At 48.4% G+C, this 18,558-nt stretch carries 15 protein-coding genes; 4 read left to right on the forward strand and 11 right to left on the reverse strand.

Going from position 1 to position 18,558, the window contains the following annotated elements; translation table 11 throughout:
- Positions 1-58: 58 nt before the first annotated feature.
- The 5 genes from GC097_RS14330 to GC097_RS14350 all read right to left on the reverse strand — a co-directional run bounded on the left by GC097_RS14330 (position 59) and on the right by GC097_RS14350 (position 8,122).
- Positions 59-1,795 (reverse strand): AAA family ATPase, encoded by a 1,737-nt coding sequence (locus GC097_RS14330; RefSeq protein ID WP_171683983.1) that lies wholly within the window; start codon positions 1,793-1,795, stop codon positions 59-61.
- Between the two features lie 48 nt (positions 1,796-1,843).
- On the reverse strand, positions 1,844-2,134 hold the full coding sequence (locus tag GC097_RS14335; RefSeq protein ID WP_171683984.1) for a hypothetical protein: 291 nt from the start codon (positions 2,132-2,134) through the stop codon (positions 1,844-1,846).
- Between the two features lie 1,650 nt (positions 2,135-3,784).
- Positions 3,785-4,309, reverse strand: coding sequence for a GNAT family N-acetyltransferase (locus tag GC097_RS14340; RefSeq protein ID WP_171683985.1), 525 nt, complete (start codon positions 4,307-4,309; stop codon positions 3,785-3,787).
- 130 nt (positions 4,310-4,439) lie between these two features.
- Entirely contained in the window at positions 4,440-5,591 is a 1,152-nt protein-coding gene (locus GC097_RS14345) for a glycoside hydrolase family 88 protein (RefSeq protein WP_171683986.1), read from the reverse strand.
- Positions 5,588-8,122 carry a glycoside hydrolase family 2 protein gene (locus tag GC097_RS14350; protein ID WP_171683987.1) on the reverse strand — a complete coding sequence of 845 codons (2,535 nt, stop codon included), beginning with the start codon at positions 8,120-8,122 and terminating at the stop codon, positions 5,588-5,590. Before GC097_RS14350 ends, GC097_RS14345 begins: the two co-directional genes overlap by 4 nt.
- A gap of 122 nt (positions 8,123-8,244) precedes the next feature.
- On the opposite strand from GC097_RS14350, the gene GC097_RS14355 reads away from it, so the two are divergent.
- Positions 8,245-9,153 carry an AraC family transcriptional regulator gene (locus GC097_RS14355; RefSeq protein WP_171683988.1) on the forward strand — a complete coding sequence of 303 codons (909 nt, stop codon included), beginning with the start codon at positions 8,245-8,247 and terminating at the stop codon, positions 9,151-9,153.
- Here GC097_RS14355 and GC097_RS14360 read toward each other — a convergent pair.
- The 6 genes from GC097_RS14360 to GC097_RS14385 all read right to left on the reverse strand — a co-directional run bounded on the left by GC097_RS14360 (position 9,102) and on the right by GC097_RS14385 (position 14,723).
- Entirely contained in the window at positions 9,102-9,632 is a 531-nt protein-coding gene (locus GC097_RS14360) for a GNAT family N-acetyltransferase (RefSeq protein WP_171683989.1), read from the reverse strand. The genes GC097_RS14355 and GC097_RS14360 overlap by 52 nt on opposite strands.
- Positions 9,633-9,650: 18 nt before the next feature.
- Positions 9,651-10,262: a VC0807 family protein gene (locus GC097_RS14365; RefSeq protein ID WP_171683990.1), complete on the reverse strand. Its 612-nt coding sequence runs from the start codon at positions 10,260-10,262 to the stop codon at positions 9,651-9,653.
- 1 nt (position 10,263) lies between these two features.
- Positions 10,264-10,911 carry a DUF2306 domain-containing protein gene (locus GC097_RS14370; protein WP_171683991.1) on the reverse strand — a complete coding sequence of 216 codons (648 nt, stop codon included), beginning with the start codon at positions 10,909-10,911 and terminating at the stop codon, positions 10,264-10,266.
- 18 nt (positions 10,912-10,929) lie between these two features.
- Positions 10,930-11,511 (reverse strand): TetR/AcrR family transcriptional regulator, encoded by a 582-nt coding sequence (locus GC097_RS14375; protein WP_171683992.1) that lies wholly within the window; start codon positions 11,509-11,511, stop codon positions 10,930-10,932.
- 159 nt (positions 11,512-11,670) lie between these two features.
- Positions 11,671-13,263 (reverse strand): ATP-binding protein, encoded by a 1,593-nt coding sequence (locus GC097_RS14380; RefSeq protein WP_171683993.1) that lies wholly within the window; start codon positions 13,261-13,263, stop codon positions 11,671-11,673.
- A gap of 194 nt (positions 13,264-13,457) precedes the next feature.
- Entirely contained in the window at positions 13,458-14,723 is a 1,266-nt protein-coding gene (locus GC097_RS14385; RefSeq protein ID WP_171683994.1) for an MFS transporter, read from the reverse strand.
- 232 nt (positions 14,724-14,955) lie between these two features.
- On the opposite strand from GC097_RS14385, the gene GC097_RS14390 reads away from it, so the two are divergent.
- From GC097_RS14390 to GC097_RS14400, 3 genes are read left to right on the forward strand one after another with little or no spacing between them, the layout of a single operon-like run.
- Entirely contained in the window at positions 14,956-16,299 is a 1,344-nt protein-coding gene (locus tag GC097_RS14390) for a spore germination protein (RefSeq protein WP_171683995.1), read from the forward strand.
- Entirely contained in the window at positions 16,296-17,354 is a 1,059-nt protein-coding gene (locus tag GC097_RS14395; RefSeq protein WP_171683996.1) for a GerAB/ArcD/ProY family transporter, read from the forward strand. Before GC097_RS14390 ends, GC097_RS14395 begins: the two co-directional genes overlap by 4 nt.
- The gene (locus tag GC097_RS14400; protein ID WP_171683997.1) at positions 17,351-18,436 is read left to right on the forward strand and encodes a Ger(x)C family spore germination protein; all 1,086 of its coding nucleotides are present in this window, start codon (positions 17,351-17,353) and stop codon (positions 18,434-18,436) included. Before GC097_RS14395 ends, GC097_RS14400 begins: the two co-directional genes overlap by 4 nt.
- The last annotated feature ends 122 nt before the right edge of the window (positions 18,437-18,558 follow it).

The raw sequence follows: 18,558 nt of genomic DNA on the forward strand, positions 1-18,558 counted from the left end.
AAAAACAGCCCCAGCGGTCTGAAACACCCCACTGGGACTGCTCTTTTGCTGCATCTTATTATTCGGTATCGTTAGATTTCTCCTCAGTTCCTTCAAGCAGATGGGCCGGCTCTTCTTTGGCAGGCACGCTAATTACGGGCGGCTTCACATCAGGCAGCACAGGCCGGCTCTGACCATACAAGTTTACGAAGATCTCTTCAATCTCATCTCCGGTCAGATCACCGCGCTTCAGAAGCTCTTCCGCAATGGCATGAACGAAACCGTCGTATTCTCTGACAAGCTTCTTCACTTCGAGCATTTGAGCATTCAACAGAGCGTTAATCTTTGGTCTGAGTGCCTTCAGCCCTTCTGCCCGGGGACCGACTGCCAGCCAACTGAACAGTTCATCCCCCATCCCGACCATGCCCAAGTAAGCGCCCGCCAGTTCCGTTGCATGCTGGAGGTCAGAAGTGACACCGTTTAATTTCTTGTACAGGAACTCCTCCTCCACGGCGCGAGCTGCCAGACAAACTTGAATTTCCGCCAAAATTTCGCTGTCACTCCGGTTGTACCGCTCGTGCGTCGGTTTGGTCGCAGCGAGACCGAGCGCTCCGCCCCGGCGAATGATCGTCACCTTCCAGACGCGTTCGTGCGGCTTCAGGAGGAACTGGGCAACCGCATGGCCCGCCTCATGGTAGGCCACATTCCGCTTCTCATCGTCTCTCATCGAACGAAGAGGCTGCTTTAGACCCCATTCATAGGTCTCCATCGCCGCTCGAAAGTCCTCATAGCTTGCCAGCTGAGCTCCGCGCTGGTGTGCAATCACAACCGCCTCGTTAACGATATGCTTGATTTGCGCTGGGCTGTATCCGATCGTATCGAGACCGGCAGCCTCCGGTGTCAGCGAATCGTCCCGCTTCACTTTTTTCAAATAATACTGGAAGATGTCGACCCGTCCGTCATAGTCAGGAACATCCACCCAAAGCTGCCGGTCGAACCGACCTGGCCGGAGAAGCGCAGAATCCAGTACGTCAGGCAAGTTCGTTGCCGCTACGGTCAGTACTGCCGGCCGCTCCGCCTTTTTACGCCGCAGCCCCAGCGAACGGAGCAACTTAGCAATTTTGGAATTGTCAACGTTCGGCGGGTCCATCTGCAAGAGCAGCTCGTTGAGCAGGCCGGAGCCTCCGCCCATGCCCATCATCCCCATCATGCCGCCGCCTGCCCCTCCTTGACGGCTCATGCCGATGGCATCGATCTCGTCAATGAAAATAATGCAGGCGCCGTACACCTTGGCGAGCTTCCGCGCTTTCTTGAAGATGCCCATCACCTTCAAGTTTCCTACGCCGAAGAACATGTTCTGAAAGCTGGGGGCCGAAGCGTATGCGAAAGGCACTTGGGCTTCGTTGGCAATAACTTGAGCCAAGTAAGATTTCCCGGTGCCAGGCGGGCCGCACAGCAGCAAGCCACGAATCGCCTCGCCGCCCATCTCCTTGAATTCTTTGACCCCTTTGAGCAGGGTCACAATCCGCTTTGCATTCTCAACAATTTCGGGGTTCCCCCGATAATCGTCCCAGGTCGCGCCTGTTTCTCCAGGCAATATCCAGTAGGTGCGCCCCCTGGCCAGAAACCAGAAGAGAGCTACGAACTGGATGATCATGAAGGATACTGCGAATAACAACTGAAATAACAAACTGGCGATAGTCAACGCAGCATTCCAATAGGGCGGCCCTCCTACAAACAACAACATACCGACTAAAACGAGGGCCACAAGCCAGAGGATGAATTTACGCCACTTAATCCATTGATATCTCCTCATGGCTTCACTTCCTTTCCTGGGACCAACTTCAAGAAGGCCCGCTATAATTTATTGGAAAATTTTTTTGATATCCAATAAATATTTGAGAATGACAGCGATCCCGCAGATGAAATAAAAGATCACAAGAATCCAACCTGTAGGATCGATTGAAACTAGGTTTACAAGCACATTTAATGGAAGAACATAATAGAGGACATCTTTTAAATAGCCCAATACAAATGTAACATCAAAAGATCCTTCCCAAAACGATTTGAAAAAGGAAATTAGAAAATGAATAATCATTAATCCAAATATGGCCCATAATGTGTAAATCATCCAGCCCGCAACTGTTAGTATCACTTTTCACCACCACCTTCCTACATACTATGCTAGGAATACTGACAGGTGAGGATGATGTGAGCTTCAGTTCGACACTAGATTAACACCAATATATTCTATTTATTTCATATTAAGACCGAGTGCCGCTGAAAATCAAGTGTTATGCTACGGCCGCCAATCACGATAATTATTAGGTGAAAACTGTTAATTTATGGTTAAAAATCTCCGTAAATAACAGGTAGCCCTCACATTACTTCACCGTTTCCAAGTGAAAGGGAACTATGGTCCGCTATCCGGCAAGTAGCAGCCTATTCTCCTGCTTAAGCGGAACTACAGGGCCTTATTTGCTCTTTTCGTCTGGTTTTCCCATCATAATGGCGAAATAGCGGAACGTAGTTCCCATTTAAAGGTCATAGTGCCGTTTTGCGTGGAAATAGTGGACTGTAGTTCCCACAACATCACTCCCCCGCCTGGTTAACCGTCTCCATTTGAATAAACTCAGTCTTTCACCATGTGGGGCAGCGGGATTTCAGTGGGCGGAGGTTACTGGGGATCATCGGCATGTTGGTGGTGGCGAGGATTTCGGGTGGCGGAGGTAGATGGAGGGTGTTCGGGAGGTAGATAGATGGTGGCAGGGATTTTGAATGGCTGTGATTGCTGGGGATGTTCGGGAGGTAGGTAGATGATGGAGGGATTTCGAGTGGCTGAGGTTACTGGGAATGATCGGACTGTAGATGGTGGTGGGAATATCGGTTGGCGGAGGTAGCTGGGGATGTTCGGCATGTGGGTGGCGGCGGGAATTTCGGGTGGCTAAGTTAGCTGGGGATGTTCGGCATGTTAGTGGTAGCGGGAATTTCGGGAGGCTAAAGTAGCTGGGGATGTTCGGCATGTAGATGGTGGCGGGAATTTCGGTTGGCGAAGGTAGCTGGGATGTTCGGCATGTTAGTGGTAGCGGGAATTTCGGGTGGCTAAGTTAGCTGGGGATGTTCGGCATGTTAGTGGTAGCGGGAATTTCGGGTGGCTAAAGTAGCTGGGGATGTTCGGCATGTGGGTGGTGGCGGGAATTTCGGGTGGCTATGGTAGCTGGGATGTTCGGCATGTGGGTGGTGGCGGGAATTTCGGGTGGCTAAGGTAGCTGGGATGTTCGGCATGTTAATGGTAGCAGGAGTTCGGATGACGGAGATAGCTGGGGATGTTCGGCATGTGGGTGGCGGCGGAAATTTCGGGTGGCTAAGGTAGCTGGGATGTTCGCCATGTTAGTGGTAGTGGGAGTTCGGATGACGGAGATAGCTGGGGATGGTGAAGTTTACGTTACGGTTGTTGATGTTGATGTTGATGTGTAGCTGGTTGAGTAGCTTCAGCAGTCAGTAGATTAGTCGGTTGGACATCTGGCGGCGGGATTACTGGGTTGCTGGGGTATTGGGGTATTGGGGTATTGGGGTATTGGGGTATTGGGGTATTGGGCTGTTGGGGAACTATGTTCCTCTATTTTCCAACGAGCCGTCATATCTGCCACTTAGCAGGAACTACGATCCTCTATTTTCACCATTACCGGTCCAAGTGAAAGCTTTTCGGAGCAATAAGGCCCTCCTGTTCCCTCTATGACTTAAAAACAGCCGATTTAGCTCAAATAGCGGCCCATAGTTCCCCATCCCTCCATCTAGGAGGGGGCTATCTATTCCAATCTTCCTTTAGCATTCCATATACATAATGGTCGATAAAACGGTCGTAGATCCATTCATTTTGCCGAATCAGCCCTTCGTTCAAAAAACCTAACTTTTCAGGGATAGCTCTACTCTTCAAGTTGCCTGATCCGCATCGGATCTCAACCCTGTTGAGTCCTAATTCGTTCAGTGCGTAGTCGACTAATCTGCGGCAGGATCTTGACATGATCCCATTGCCTTGGAACGATTCGCCTAACCAGTAGCCTATACTGGTTTTCTTATTTGCCCAATCAATTGAGTGGTAACCGATACAGCCGACGAGTTCCCCCTTAAACCATATACCCGAATTGAATCCATTGTTGGAAGCCTGTTGTTTTTGGCAAAACGCAATAAAAGACTTCGTATCCTCCGCATCCACGGTTCCATCCACCCAAGGAAGCCATTCCCGGAGATATGACCTTGAAGCATCTGTTAATGCATACAAGCGCTCAGCATCGTCAGGTTCAAACACTTTTAAAAACAAGCTCATCATCGATTTTTAGCAGCATTCCCCAGCTTCCTCTCCTCCTATGATTGAACAGCCATTTCATTATATCAAAAAAAGACCGCGGTGCAGCAGCTGAAATAAGCTGCGACACACCACGGTCCGCACGGTCCTTCTGCTAGAATATCCGCTGCTTCCAGCCCAGCAGCTTGGCGATTGACTCCACATAATAGTAATCGCCGTAGATGAGCGAAACGTTGATGTTTTGCCCGGCCGGCTTGTTTCCGGTGCCTTCGAGCAAAATAGCTTGATGCTCCGGCTGATCCCATGTGCCGTAATTCTGTGTGAGAGACAACAGCATCCGCTCCGCAGCGCGGCGGTACACGTTGCCTTCAATGGCTGGCAGGAACTCCGCCAGCTCAATCAACCCGGATGCGGCACAAGTGGCAGCCGATGTATCTCTCGGCTCGTCCTCCAGCGATTCAGCCGCCCGGAAATCCCAGTGCGCCACGTCATCTTCCGGCAGGCACGCCAGGAAATAGTTCGCAACACGCTGGGCCGCGCGTAAGTAGCGCACTTCTCCCGTGTAGCGGTAGACGTTCGCCAAACCGTGCAGCGCCCAAGCGGCTCCGCGGCTCCAAGCGGACAGCGGTCCCGCACCCTGACCGCCAAGTGATTCAATGAGCTCTCCCGTTTTCGGATTGAAGCTCAGAATATGGTTCACCGATCCGTCTTCCCGGATGAACTTGTCAACGACCGTATCCGCGTGCGCCCTGCCGATCTGTTCAAAACGCGGGTCTCCGGTCATTTCCGCTGCCCAGAACAGAATCGATAAATTCATCGTAGAATCGACGATGGACCAGCCGATTTTGTCCTGATTCCATGCACGAAGGAAGCTGCCTGCTAGATTGAAACGGCCTGCCAAGAAATTAGCTGCCTGCAAACCGCGGCGCAATCCGTCGCTGTCGCCTGTCAATTTATGCTTGATGACCGCTGTCGGCAAATATTGAAAACCAACATCGTGATGAAAATTGTTATCCCGCACGCTCGCCTGCTCAAGCTTTTCATCCCAGCGCCAAGCGGCTTCCTTGTAGTGCTCTTTGCCTGTCATATCATAAAGAATCCATAGAATCCCCGGCCAAAAGCCGGATGTCCACCAATCGAACCGCATGTCGTCGTAAACGCCGTCCTCTTTCGCGACATGCGGGGATTTATCTCCAAGCTGTACGATCATACGATCGACTTTCACCTGCAGCGCTTCCCACACTTGGGGCATAATTTCTTCAAACTTCTGAGCACCGTTCCACGCCGTCAATTGATTAACACTCATCGTTTTGAACCTCCTTTTTGTTTTTCCAAAGTGACTACTTCCGTCACGGTAAGCATCCCGTCACAAGCCGCACTGACGACGGATGTGTAGCTCCGCTGTGCATCCATACAGTCAGCCGTCTTCGAAATTAATGAGGATGCCGGACCACCGGCACTCACAAAATCCGTAACCGTAATGCCGGCCGGCAAGCCGCCAAACGGGTCCAAATAAATGCCCGCACGCCCTGAAGCAAGCTGAGTTAGTCTTGAGCCGCGGATCGTCCCCAAATTATCGAGCAGCTTTCCGTCGCCTGCTAACCCAAACCGGACGAAAGCGGCCGCGTCCGGGCAAAAAACACCTGCAGCATCATACGCAAGCACTTCCGCATAAACCCGGCCGTCCTCCAAAGATTTCGTCGTCAGCTTAAGCTGCGCCGGCTCTCCCCATGACTCGGTTTGATAATGGAAGCGCAGCTCATCGCTCACGGCAACGCCGTTGCGAACGGCTTCCGTGCGCACATGATTCTCTCCAGCGCGCAGCTCTGTCTCCCAGCGCAAACCGGCGCATGGGAAATCTTGCGAATCCCGGCGCTTCACGCCTAGGCTTTCCCCATTCAGGAACAGCTCGACTTCCTCGGCATTCGAATACACCTTGATCATCTTCCGCTCGCCGTCAGTCCCCCAACGCACCGGCATGGTATGACCATAAATGCGCACCATCGGTTGTTCCGACCAATACGATTGGAAAACATAATAAGCTTCTTTCGGTGTCAGATCACGCTCGACGATCCCTTTCATGTTCAAATAAGGAATCGGCGAATCCGGGCGCACCGGCGTTGAGAAATCCTTGAACGACCACTGGGCCGCGCCTGTCAGCCAGCTCATCTTTTCCTGTGATTTTAAATACCAGTCGATCATTTCACAGAAATAAGTCTCTGACCAATCTCCATCGCGGGACACACGCGGCTCGCCTCCGGTCAATAAATAATCGCCATCCCGCTCGTCCGTTGCGCCTTCGGATTTGTTCATAAACGTAAAGCCTGTGTACGTTTCCTCCACATGCCGCGTCGGCAAATTGTCCGCTCCCCATTCCATATGGAAGAACGAATCGACATTTTCAAATGCTGCTTGACAGCTCGACTCATAATCCGTGTATACGCCGCGGTACCAGCCGGCCCAGATCGAAGGCGAATACACATCAATAATATCTTTGCAAAACTCACAGCGGCGTATCGCTGTCAATCGGCTCGGGTCCAACTGATGCGACAGCTCATGGAGCTCTTTCATGAAAGTGCGAATTTCCTGCTGATCGAAATAATCAAAATCGCATTCCCAATCGTTCTCATTACCCAGTCCCCACAAAATAACGGAAGGATGATTGTAATGCTGTTCGATCATGGCAGCGAGCATGTCGATACACTGCTGACGGTATTCCGGGCCACCCAGCCCTCCGCGGCACCAAGGAATTTCTTCCCAAACCAGCAGTCCCAGCTCATCGCATAAATCAAGGACGATACGCGATTGCTGGTAGTGTCCCAGGCGAATAAAGTTAGCTCCCATATCTTTGATCAGCTGCATTTCTTCGCGAATCAAGTCCTCGGTCATGGCCGCCCCTACGCCGGCATGATCCTCATGACGATGTGTGCCGCGCAGCAAAAGGCGTTCCCCGTTTAACTTAAACGGACCTTGCTTAACAAACTCAAAGCTTCTAAAACCAAACCGCTCATCAACCTTCGTTTCGCCGTCTTCACAAACCAGTACCACCGAACAGCTGTATAAATTCGGCTCTGAGATCGACCACAGCTGCGGATGCGTCACCTCGAAAGCGGCGATCTCCTTCTCACCCTGCCATGCCGGCAGCGAGATCACCGACTTCGCGACGACCGTCCCGTCATGCTGCTGCAGCGCAATCGTCAATATCACATTCCCGGCGACATGATCCGGATTGTAAAGCTTAGCTCGCACTTTCACGTTCCCGACCGTCGCTTTTCCTCCGGCAACTTCATCCAAATCCGTCTGAACATGTACACTTGCTAAAGAGATTTGCGGCACATAAACAAGATTGACATAGCGGTACACCCCGCCATACAGATTGAAATCGCTTGCATCAGAAGGGATCGTTTCAAGCTCCCTGCTGTTATCGCACGCAATCGCAACCGGAATCTGCCCTGCGTAGCGCTCGATTTCTTTTGCCCTCTCGGACGCTTCCGTGATGTCAACGGTAAATTCATCGTATCCGCCAAGATGCGAATCCACTTTCTCCGTGTACACATACACATCCGTTCGCTGCCCGGCACCTTCAAAATGCAGCAGTGTTCTGCCCTTCGGAAAAGGGTTATTAATCGCCAGCTTGCTGCGGTACCAGCCTTGCCCTTGATAGTATTTGCTCTCCGGGTCCATCACATCGTATCCATTGTAAGTGTGAGGAAGCGTAACCGTTTCCCACGGCACATTGTAATGATTTTGCAGCTTATCCGAACGCCAAACCTCCCAAGCGCCGCCTAAGGATCCGCGGTAATGCTCCCAATTTTCATTTAATCTAACTTTCATCATGAATGCGTCGTTCCTCCTCTTGCTGCCAAATAACCTAACTTCATCGTACCAAAAAAAAGGCCAATAAAGTTTAGCCCTCTTATGATAAAATGTTGTTAGATTACGATGAGGAGATATCGTTCATGAAGCTGATGAATTACATGAATTTAAACGTTCATCCCGTACAGTTCTCATTTTTCAAAAATAGAACGCATGAGTTCGAAGAAGTGTTTCACGCCCACCAAGGCATGGAATTGCTTGTCGTCCATGAAGGCCGAGGTATTGCCGTAATTGAACAACAAATCGTCGAGATGGCTCCGGGGGCGATTTTTTGCTTTCGTCCTTTCCAGCTGCATCGTCTTCGCCTCTATAATCTTCCGCAAGAACGTTATGTCCGCTCGCTTTTCGTTTTGGAGCCTGCCGTCCTTGAGACAGCTTTGGCCGTGTTTCCGGCACTCCAACAATTTTTGCGGAAGCTGTGGAAAGACCCGTTATCGCCGCAGTCTTTCCATAGTTCAAATCTGATTGAACTTGAAAAATGTTTTCGCCTCTATACGCCTAGAATTGAGAAGGCTGCCCAGCAAGGCGCGGAAAGACTGCTTGAGGAGCAACTGCTTTTTCTGACTGCGTTCATGCACCAATTGCGTGCGGACGCAGAGACGACAAACGCTTTACAGACAGAGCCGTCAGCTAGGCATCCGCGCAAAAGCTCAACAATGGCGGAGCGTATGCTCGCTTGGATCGAACAAAATTATAGCAAGCCGTTCAAACTGGAAGAGCTGGCGCAGGCCGTTCATCTCTCCCCGAATCATGTGTCTGCAACGTTCAGACAGTCGATCGGCAGTACGATCACCGAGTACTTGACTGCCAGACGTATCCGCCAAGCGTGCTGGCTGCTCAAAACAACCGATATGTCCGTTCAAGACATCGGCGAGGCTGTTGGGCTCGGCAATTTCTCTTACTTTTGCCAATTGTTCAAAAAGCATGTCGGGTATACGCCTTATACATTTAAATCGTGCGATGATCTACTGAGCAATTTTTCGAAACAGTAATACGGCTCGCTTCGCATCGGAAACCGAATGGTGCCGATTTGCCGGTACCCGGCTCGCACATACAGCTGCGCGGCTCCCGGGTTCCCGGAAAAGACGTCGAGCCGAATGCTCGCTCCGCCCGCTCCGCGCGCCTGCTCCTCCGCGAATTGCAGCAGCTTTTTGCCTAAGCCCTGCCCTTGGTAAGCGGGATCTACCGCCAGCCGATGAATACAGCGAGCCTGCCCGGCCTCCTGATGAATCCATGGCAAGCCTGCATAACGCGAGCTCTGAATGGCGTCCACAACGACGGCTCCGATCAATTTTTCACCGTCTCGAATGCCGAATGCCGTGCCTCTTTTTACATCGCTTTGAATCACAAACCGATTGGGATAGAACCAATCCCACTGGTGCACGCCCCGCCGGTTCAAATCCGCCGAAACCGTTCTGTACAGCGACAATAGACTTTTCCCATCCTTTTTGATCAGCTGAATGATCTCCATACGTCCATCCCCTCCCGTTTATACGCCGTTTGTTTTGAGCTGGTTCAATTTAGCCGCAGAATGCCGGCGATAAACAACCGTCCATAACACGGCGGCACCGATGAAGCCATACAACACAAAGTTCGAAAGCGCCAAGTAGCTGCTCGTCGAAAGCTGGTAAACCATTACCACGCGTACCGCTGCTTCCATCGTTAACATAAGTCCCCAGACGAAAGTCATCAATCTCATTACAAAACGGAAGTAGGCATAGTCCCAGTTCGCTGCAAAGTTGGGCTGAGCGATGAACCGAAGCGCAAGGTAGTACATGATCGGACGGCGAAAAAACAACGAACCCAAGAAAACCAATCCGACCGAAGCGGTGATTAACGACTCTCTGACGAGCAATATTTTTTCGCTGCCTCCTAGTAATACAAGAACGATCGTCAAGAGGAAGGTAAACAGCATCAGTGTTCCGAAAGCATCCAGCTTTCGGTGTTTGATCAGATGAACCAGATTATCAAGCAGCGGCACCATGGTCGCAATGGATAGCGCGGCGAGGCTGCTCATATAGTCGGAGAGCCAGACATAGAGCCCCCAAGGGACAAGACCGTTAACCAGCAGCGTAAAAATCACATAATTTCGTTTGGACATCTTACATCGCTCCTTCAGTTGGAATTTGAAATTTCTTCTTCTGTTTCCGGACATACATCTCTGTAAAAACAAGATTTAGCGCGATCGACAAGTACACGGACAGCGGGAAAGTGAAACTTCTCTCGGCATCCATTGATAATTGAACGATACCGATGACGATCCTGAACGTCACAAACACGAATGTGATGGCATAGCTGCGGAGCATCCAAGTTCGATGGCGTTTTATATCCCTTTTTAAAATGGACCTAATGCCCATCGCCGTTGTGCCTAACCAGCAAATATCCAGCACCATGAAAGCGATGGTCGTTGGTGTACCGCCTGTAGCATACAGGGCAATGTATGGCACGACAAGCACATTCACCAGAATGGAGAAGCCGTAGATTCGTCCTAACCGCTTGTGCAGCTTCGGATTCCGACGGCTCTTATCCGTCAATTGATAGGCGCCGACCAACAGCGCAATCGTTCCAAGAATAATATGCGGGTAAAAAAATATTTTCCACATGAGATACGGAAACGAAGCATCCCCCAGCTTCGCGGAGACCATTCCGGCTTGGCTTGGACTGAAGATTACGTATTGCAGCACCACATAAAAGGTCAACAGATACGCGAGTACATAAACTGCCGGTAAAATAAATTTTTTATTAAACACGACGTTCCTCCTCTTTCTTCAACGCAATGCGCGAGTCATGAAAGCAATTAATTCTTCCACCGTCATTCCGCTCTGCTCTTGATTAATGGTATTTTGGACGCGCATGCCGTATAAAAAAGTAACCAGAGCCTCGGCGGTCTTCGTTCCATCGACTTGTGCCGGGATGACGCCGTGCAGTTTGCCGACTTCAATCCACTTCACACACGTCTGCAGCGTGAACGCATATACCTCTTGCACAATCTGCGCTACCTTCGCATTATCCATCTGACTGAGCAAATAGATGAAAATTTTGTTCGTTACATTGCTATGGCTTGTAGAGCGCAGCATCCCTTCTGCAATAAGCTGCAGCGGATTGCCCAGTCCTGAGCTTTGCGGGCTGTTCACCACCTCCGTGAAGCGCGCATTGATTTGCTCCACACGAGACTTGAGAAGCAAGCCCAGCAGCTCATCTTTACCTGTTACGTAGTGGTAGATAGCTCCTTTAGACAGCCCGGTGCGCCCGATAATATCTTGCAGCGTCGTTTGTCTGCATCCCTTTTCCTGGATCAGCGCCTCAGTGGCGTCCATGATCATTTGAAAACTTCCAATTCCTGATGACATCTTGCTTTTTCCTCCCGGCATACCGACCAGCGGTTTTTTATGGTATTATCTTACAATACCGACCGACGGTTTGTAAAGGGGGTTTTTACTGATTTTGCAAAAAAAAAACCGCACATGTCGCTCGTGCAGTTTTGGGCTATCCGTCCTTCGACGGTATTTTCACTCTAATGGCAGCGTAACTTCAAACCGCGTCCCGTAGCCTTTCGTCGAGGTCGCCGTCATGGTTCCCTTATGATTTTCAATAATCCGATAGCAAATCGATAAACCAAGTCCGACACCATTCTCTTTTGTTGAAAAAAACGGATTCATAATTTGATCCAATTCTTCTTTTGTCATGCCGACTCCATTATCTTCGATTATGATCTTAAACTTGCCATTGTCTCTGTCTAATTCCGCGCTGAGCTGTATGACCCCGTTTTTCTCTATGGACTCAATAGCATTTTGAAGGAGATTAATGAGGACCTGTTTAATTTGAGAAGGATCAATCTTCGCGATCGTTAATACGTTATCAAGATTAGCTCGAATGGCTGTATTTTTTAAAATAGCTTGACTATCCATAAATCGAATTGTATCCTTCAAAAATTCCTGCAAATTAACGGCTTTTCTCTCGGGCGAGCCCGGCTTGGCCATGACAACAAAATCGGAAACAAGCTGCTTCATGCTCTGAAGCTCTGTATCAATCAAATCCATGTAGTTCCATAACTTATACGGCTCTTTGGCTTGCTTGCTGAGTTGAAAAAAACCGATAATTGCAGTAAGAGGATTCCGTATCTCATGGGCTAGTCCCGCGGCCATTCTCCCAATGGCTGAAAATTTCTCCGAATTGATTATCTGTCTTTCCAAAACGACGCGATCCGTGATGTCCCGAAACTGCGCGAAAGCGCCAAGCAATTCGCCTTGTTCGTTTAAGATGGGCAGCACATCGAAGAGGCACACATTTTCCTGATCCAAGGAGGAACGGAGCGTAAACTCGATATTTTCACTCTGTTTGCGATATTTCAGAGCTTGATAGAAGTAGCTGCCAAAATGTTCAAACGGAAATACCGGTGTGCCGATCACACTCGTCCGATTCCGTCCTGTTATTTTCTCCGCAAACGCATTAAATTCCGTAATAATTCCTCGCTCATCCGTCATAATGATCCCATTGCGCATATTGCTGACGACAAGCTGCTGGACAAGATTCTGATTATGATTGGTTAGACGAAGCGATAATTCGCGTTCGATAGAGTCTACCATATTGACGAGCAGCGCTAAATACGCAGGATGATGATGCTCCACAGAGGTCATGATTGCAATAGCGCCTGACAGGTTGTGAAAGCCAGTGAAATGGAAAGGCACGCTATAGCAAGCGCTTTGCTCCAACATCGTATGATAGTGTTCCTTGCCGATGATCTGAATCGGCTTTTGCTCCTGAAGTGCCAGCGACACCACATTCGTCCCCATCGTGTTTTCTTCGCACTTCATGCCTTCATGAATGCCAAATTTGCTTATTGTCGCCTTCATCGCCTCATCGCCGTAATTGTCCAAAATAAATCCTTCATCATTCGTAACGACGATGAGATGGGGCGCCTCTACTAAGAAAGCTAGTATTTTTTCTGCAAAATAATTGGTAACAACGAGAATATCGCTATATTTGTGCTTCTCATCTTGAAGTTGTTTCGCTGTCAGTTTCAAACCCGGCATAGGCAACCCGTTAGGGTCCAGACCTTGTTGAAAACACCTTTGGCGGGATTTTTCAATCCTAATGTCCATGTGATTCTCCTCAATTTATTGGTTCAGCATTCGGAAAGCCTTAGACTCTTAATCCGATTCCTATTTTAGTAAATTATACCATAGTGCCTTGCCAATACAAATATCAGGAATGTACAAAAAAAAGCCTGACGCGTTAAGACGCACCAGACTTCTTTTATAAACAATTTCCCGGGCAATGCCGGGAGATTTCGTAGTTAATGCGCGCTTTCGACTTCGTCTACATGCTTCAAATGCTTGCTGTTCAACCCGATGACGATGACAGCCAAAACGACGAAGCCCGCTCCAATATAGAACGGAGCATGGAAGTTGAACCATTCCGCGAATTTAACCGCGTAGTACGGGGCAAGTGCGCCGCCGATGAAACGAAGAAAGCTGTACGCGGCGGAAGCTGTAGAACGCTCAATAGGCGCTGCATTCATTACCGCGGTCGTAATGAGCGTATTGTTATTGCCAAGGAATGCGCCGGCTAGGATGACCATTGCAATAACAACCGCTTTGTCCGTTGTCCAATAGCCCATCACTGCGAGCGTCACAGCGAACAGCAGCAATTGTACGCACATGGCTTTGATGGTGCCTTGGGCTTTCTGCAGCTTAGGAGCCATAAAAACGGAAGTGAACGCCAATAAGAGTCCCCATCCGAGGAATACATATCCGAGCTGGTGAACGTCCAAATGGTGCAGGTGGCCGAGCACAAGTGCAGCGTAGACAAGGAGCGTGAAAAATCCGAAGTTATACAGCATTGCGGCGACGCCGAATACGAGCAGCGAACGATGCTTGAGTGCCCGGAACGGGTCGAGAATAGATGCTTTCTTCTTTGGCAAAGGTGCGGCGACTGTTCCCGCTGATGGCTTCGGCATCATGAAGTATATGCAGCAGAATGCGATGACCATTAGTCCCGCAACGCCGTAGAATGGGCCGCGCCAAGAAATCGCGCCCAGTTCCCCGCCTAGGAGAGGCCCGACGGAAATGCCGAGACCGACCGCGACTTCAAACAAAATGATCGACTTGGCAACGCCGACTCTGGACATAGAGACGAGCGCAGTGAGCGCGGTAGCAACGAAGAACGCATTGCCAAGTCCCCATCCGGCACGGAGCCAAACGATTTCCATGACGTTGCTCGCATTGCCTGAAAGCGCAGAGAACAGGGCGATCAATACGATGCCGGCGAGCAGCATTCTTTTAATACCCAGTTTGGAGGAGATGACGCCCGTTACGAGCATGGCGACGGCCATGACCGCGTTGTAACTGGTGAAGAGCAATGTAAGCTGGCTGTCCGACGCACCTAATTGGTCTTTCATCATCGGCAAAATCGGATCCACAAGTCCAAGTCCCATGAAGGCAATAATACTGGCGAAGGCGACTGCCCATACCGCAACCGGCTGATTAAACATGCTGGCATTGTTCGTTTTTTGCCCTGCCTGTGCAGCCTTGTCGGCTTTTTTCGTAGCTGAAGATTGCATTTTTTGGAAGACTCCTTTTCATGTAAAATATCGACTGAATTCATCATAGCTCCATCTAACGTTAACGTCAACGTTAAATTTTCACTATACCTTCCTTCTTGCTGCAGGTTGGGCTTTATCGGATATCGCGGCGGCATTCCGTTCAATTAATTTTTGTTCGTTTGGAGTAATTGAAACACAAATGGAGGATATTAAGGACTGAGGAAATTACATGTAAAAGGCGAGATGAGAGATGAGTACCCCGACAAGGGCAGCAAAAATAGCCTATATCGATCAAGTTTTTGAGCATAATTCTGATTTTGTAAGCAAAGAAGCCAGTCTATATCAGGTTCAGGTTCATGTTTGCTATATAGGGACGCTGGTTCAATATGAAGAATCTTTTGACACACTGATAGCCAGGTTGTCGCATCTGCATGGACAGGATGACCTGATCGATCGGATCGCCAAGTCCCCTTCAACAAGGGTGAATGTCCCCTTAACCGAACTCGTGAGTTCCATTTTGCATGGCATGTTGATTGTTTTCCCTCAAGAAGGTTACGAAAATATCGTGCTTGAGCCCTCTGCGATCGACAGCGGTCGTAGTATTTCAGAAGCCCAAACGGAGAATCCGATTCAGACCGCGCTAGATGCCTTTACAGAAGACATGTATGCAAACATAAGTCTCATCCGCAGAAAAATGAGAATCAAAGAATTGCACGTTGAGACCTATACACTTGGGACTGATCTTACTCGTGAAGTGGCTGTCCTCTATGTGGACGGGCAAGCCGATCCGAAGGTCGTTCAACTTATCCATACCTATTTGAATGAAAACGCTAAAATGGATATTTCTGATGTTCAAGGACTGCTGAAAGCTCTCAAGCAACCTAGCTACAGTCTTGTCCCTACTTATACAACTTCGGAGCTTCCTTCCACAACCAAACATAATTTGATGGACGGCCGGGTGGTCATCTTCTTGGATCATTTTCCGTTCTCGCTTTCTTTTCCTTCGATTATATCCGACTTTTGGGATGTAAAAACGGATAAAGATCAGCCTGCCCTGTATATGTACTTATACAGAATTATTCGGATCACGAGTTTAATCATCGCGATTTCCATGCCAGGATTATATGTCGTTCTCAATTCCGTCAACCCTGAACTATTGCGTATCCAGTTGGCTGTCTCGATCACAAACTCCAGGGAGGGCGTTCCCTATCCTGTTCTTGTTGAATTGTTAATGATGCTGTTGATTATTGAAATGGTCATAGAAGCGAGTATTCGTCTTCCCAAAAGTATTGGCCCCACCATTACGATGGTCGGCGGTATTATTCTGGGACAAGCTGTCGTTCAAGCGAGGTTAGTCAGTTACTTTCTTATTATTGTCGTAGCCGGTTCGACGATCGCTCACTTTACGATGGGGACGTATATGAACACAGTCTCCATTCGGTTGTACAAATACGTCGTAATCATATTAAGTGCTTTATATGGCATTCTCGGCCTTATGTCGTCCATTGTTTTGTTTTGTTTTTACCTTGGTACGATTACAACGTTTGAGGTGCCGTATTTAAGCCTCTCCACTAAAAGAGGGAAATCCAAATGAGCAATAAAGCCTTATTAACGATGTTTATCGCCGTTCATCTCTCGAGGTACTTTTATATCTACCCTGTAAAAATGATTGAAGCAACTTCCTCAGGACATTGGGAACCTATCCTCGTAGGTTTTCTTGTGGAGTTGGGTTGTGTTTGGGCACTTGTAAAAGGGCTCTCTGCATTTCCCAATATGGATATCGTGGATATATGTAAAACCGTATGGGGAAACTGGATGGCGCGCCTTCTGCTTATTCCATTGATCTGCTATTTGTTTCTGAACTCCAACATTACATACAGCTACTCCGTTGAATCAGTCAGTATCTTTTTGCTGCCGAATACCCCCGTTTATTTCATCTTATTTCTCTATGCCATCCCTCTTTATATCGCTTGGAAAGGCTATGAAGCGATTTCAAGAGGAGGGATCGCCGTATTCATCTGTGTGGTTCCTTTAGTTGTGTTCTCACTTCTAAGCGCAATTAGTAACTTTGATTTTGATAACCTCTATCCCCTTGTTGATACTCGATTGAGTTTCTTCAAGAGGCCGATGTTTTATTCTGCCTTTTTTGCACATTCCGGTTTCTTATTCTTGGGTTTGGTTAAATTGAAGCGCCGACTGCCAATGTCTCAAGTCACGCTTATTATCGGGCTGCTTTTTATTTTTGCGCTATCCTCCATTTATGTACCCATGCTCATTTTCGGGCAGGAATCAATTATTTATTTTCGCTTTCCTAATGTCTTGACATCCGACACGATTGACACGGAGTGGGTTGTATTTGATTGGCTCCCAACTTTTTTTGTTATTGCGATGATCGCGATCGCGATGGTGGAAGGAGCCGTGATTTTCTGGATGATGGCAACGTTAATCGAAAAACTGTTCTTAAAGAACAAGAGGGGGATCGCTGTCCTCGTGGTGGGCATTCTATCTTATAGCTTCAGCTGCTATTTGGATAATATTGATATGTTGTCGAAATTTACGCTCTTGAATACCTCCCTCTGCTTCTACAGCATTATTGTTATACCGCTTGCCGTCATTCTCATGAGTTTGAGGAGGAGGAATCCTGCTTGATCCGTCGCTCATCCCTATCGGTTGTACTGCTGCTATGCACCTTAAGCTCGCTCCTTACAGGGTGTTGGGACACGAAAGATATTAATAAGCGACTCATGCCCGTTGTCATGGGGATATGCAAGGAGAAAAATCAGAATTACCGAATTATCCTGCAAATTCCGAGTCCTGAAAAGCAAGGCTCGCAATATATGGAGAGCAGCTCCGCGACCATCACCAATGCGATTGACAACATCCGGACAAAAGCGGAAAAAAGTATCGATCTTCTGCATATCCGACTGTTTCTTATTTGTGAGAAAACGGCAAGAGAAGATATTGGCGATATTATCGATTACGCGGTGCAGGCAAACGATATCTCCATTAAAGGGCTGCTGGCGATTGCCAGAGGGAACTTCGACGATGTGATCCATCATCAAATCAATGCAAATCCAGAGCTTTCTTCCTATGATTTTTTCAGTGAGCAGGCAGGCTGGACACCCGAGACTACGATAACGCGCTTATGGGAAGCCTACCGGGATATCAAGTCTTACACGCAGGACATGTCGATTCCGATTCTCACAAAAGGAACGGACACCCTGTATAAATTTGAAGGCTCATCCATCATGCGCGTTAATAAAATGGTTGGTGAAATTTCTACTAACGAAGTGTTGATTTACAATATATTCCAGGAAAGGTACACCGGCGGCACCATTGAGGTTGCCGACCAAAGCAGTGTGAAGATTAAAAAGGCAAGTATCAAACATACCGTCGATTGGACGGCATCAGGACCTAGGCTAAAGAGCCGTATTATGTTGAGAGTAGAAATTTTAGAAAATAAAAATGAAGAATCTGAAGAGCAGATTACAACAAAGCTCAAAGAAACCATTGAGAAAAGAGCCAATAAATTGCTCACTGAGCTTAAAAATGACAAGGCAGACGCTCTCGCGATCGGGCAACTTTTTCGAAAAAAGATGACCGAGGAGCAGCTTAAAGATTGGAAAGAACATTGGTATTTAGTTTTGGACAATGAAGTTACCGCGGAAATTACAATACTGAACAGCATCTATTTAAAATCTCCGAATAAAATCAAAAAACCTAGCAAATAACGTAGCCCCAGTCATATCTAGTACATATGGGACAGTCTTCCGTGTAGTTATGCTTCTGCGTGGAAAATAAAGGGAGAAGTTCCCTCTAATTTCACCGCAGAAGCTTGTCAGATCCATTTAGC

This window comes from Paenibacillus planticolens (genome assembly GCF_013141725.1).
Lineage (GTDB): Bacteria > Bacillota > Bacilli > Paenibacillales > NBRC-103111 > Paenibacillus_E > Paenibacillus_E planticolens.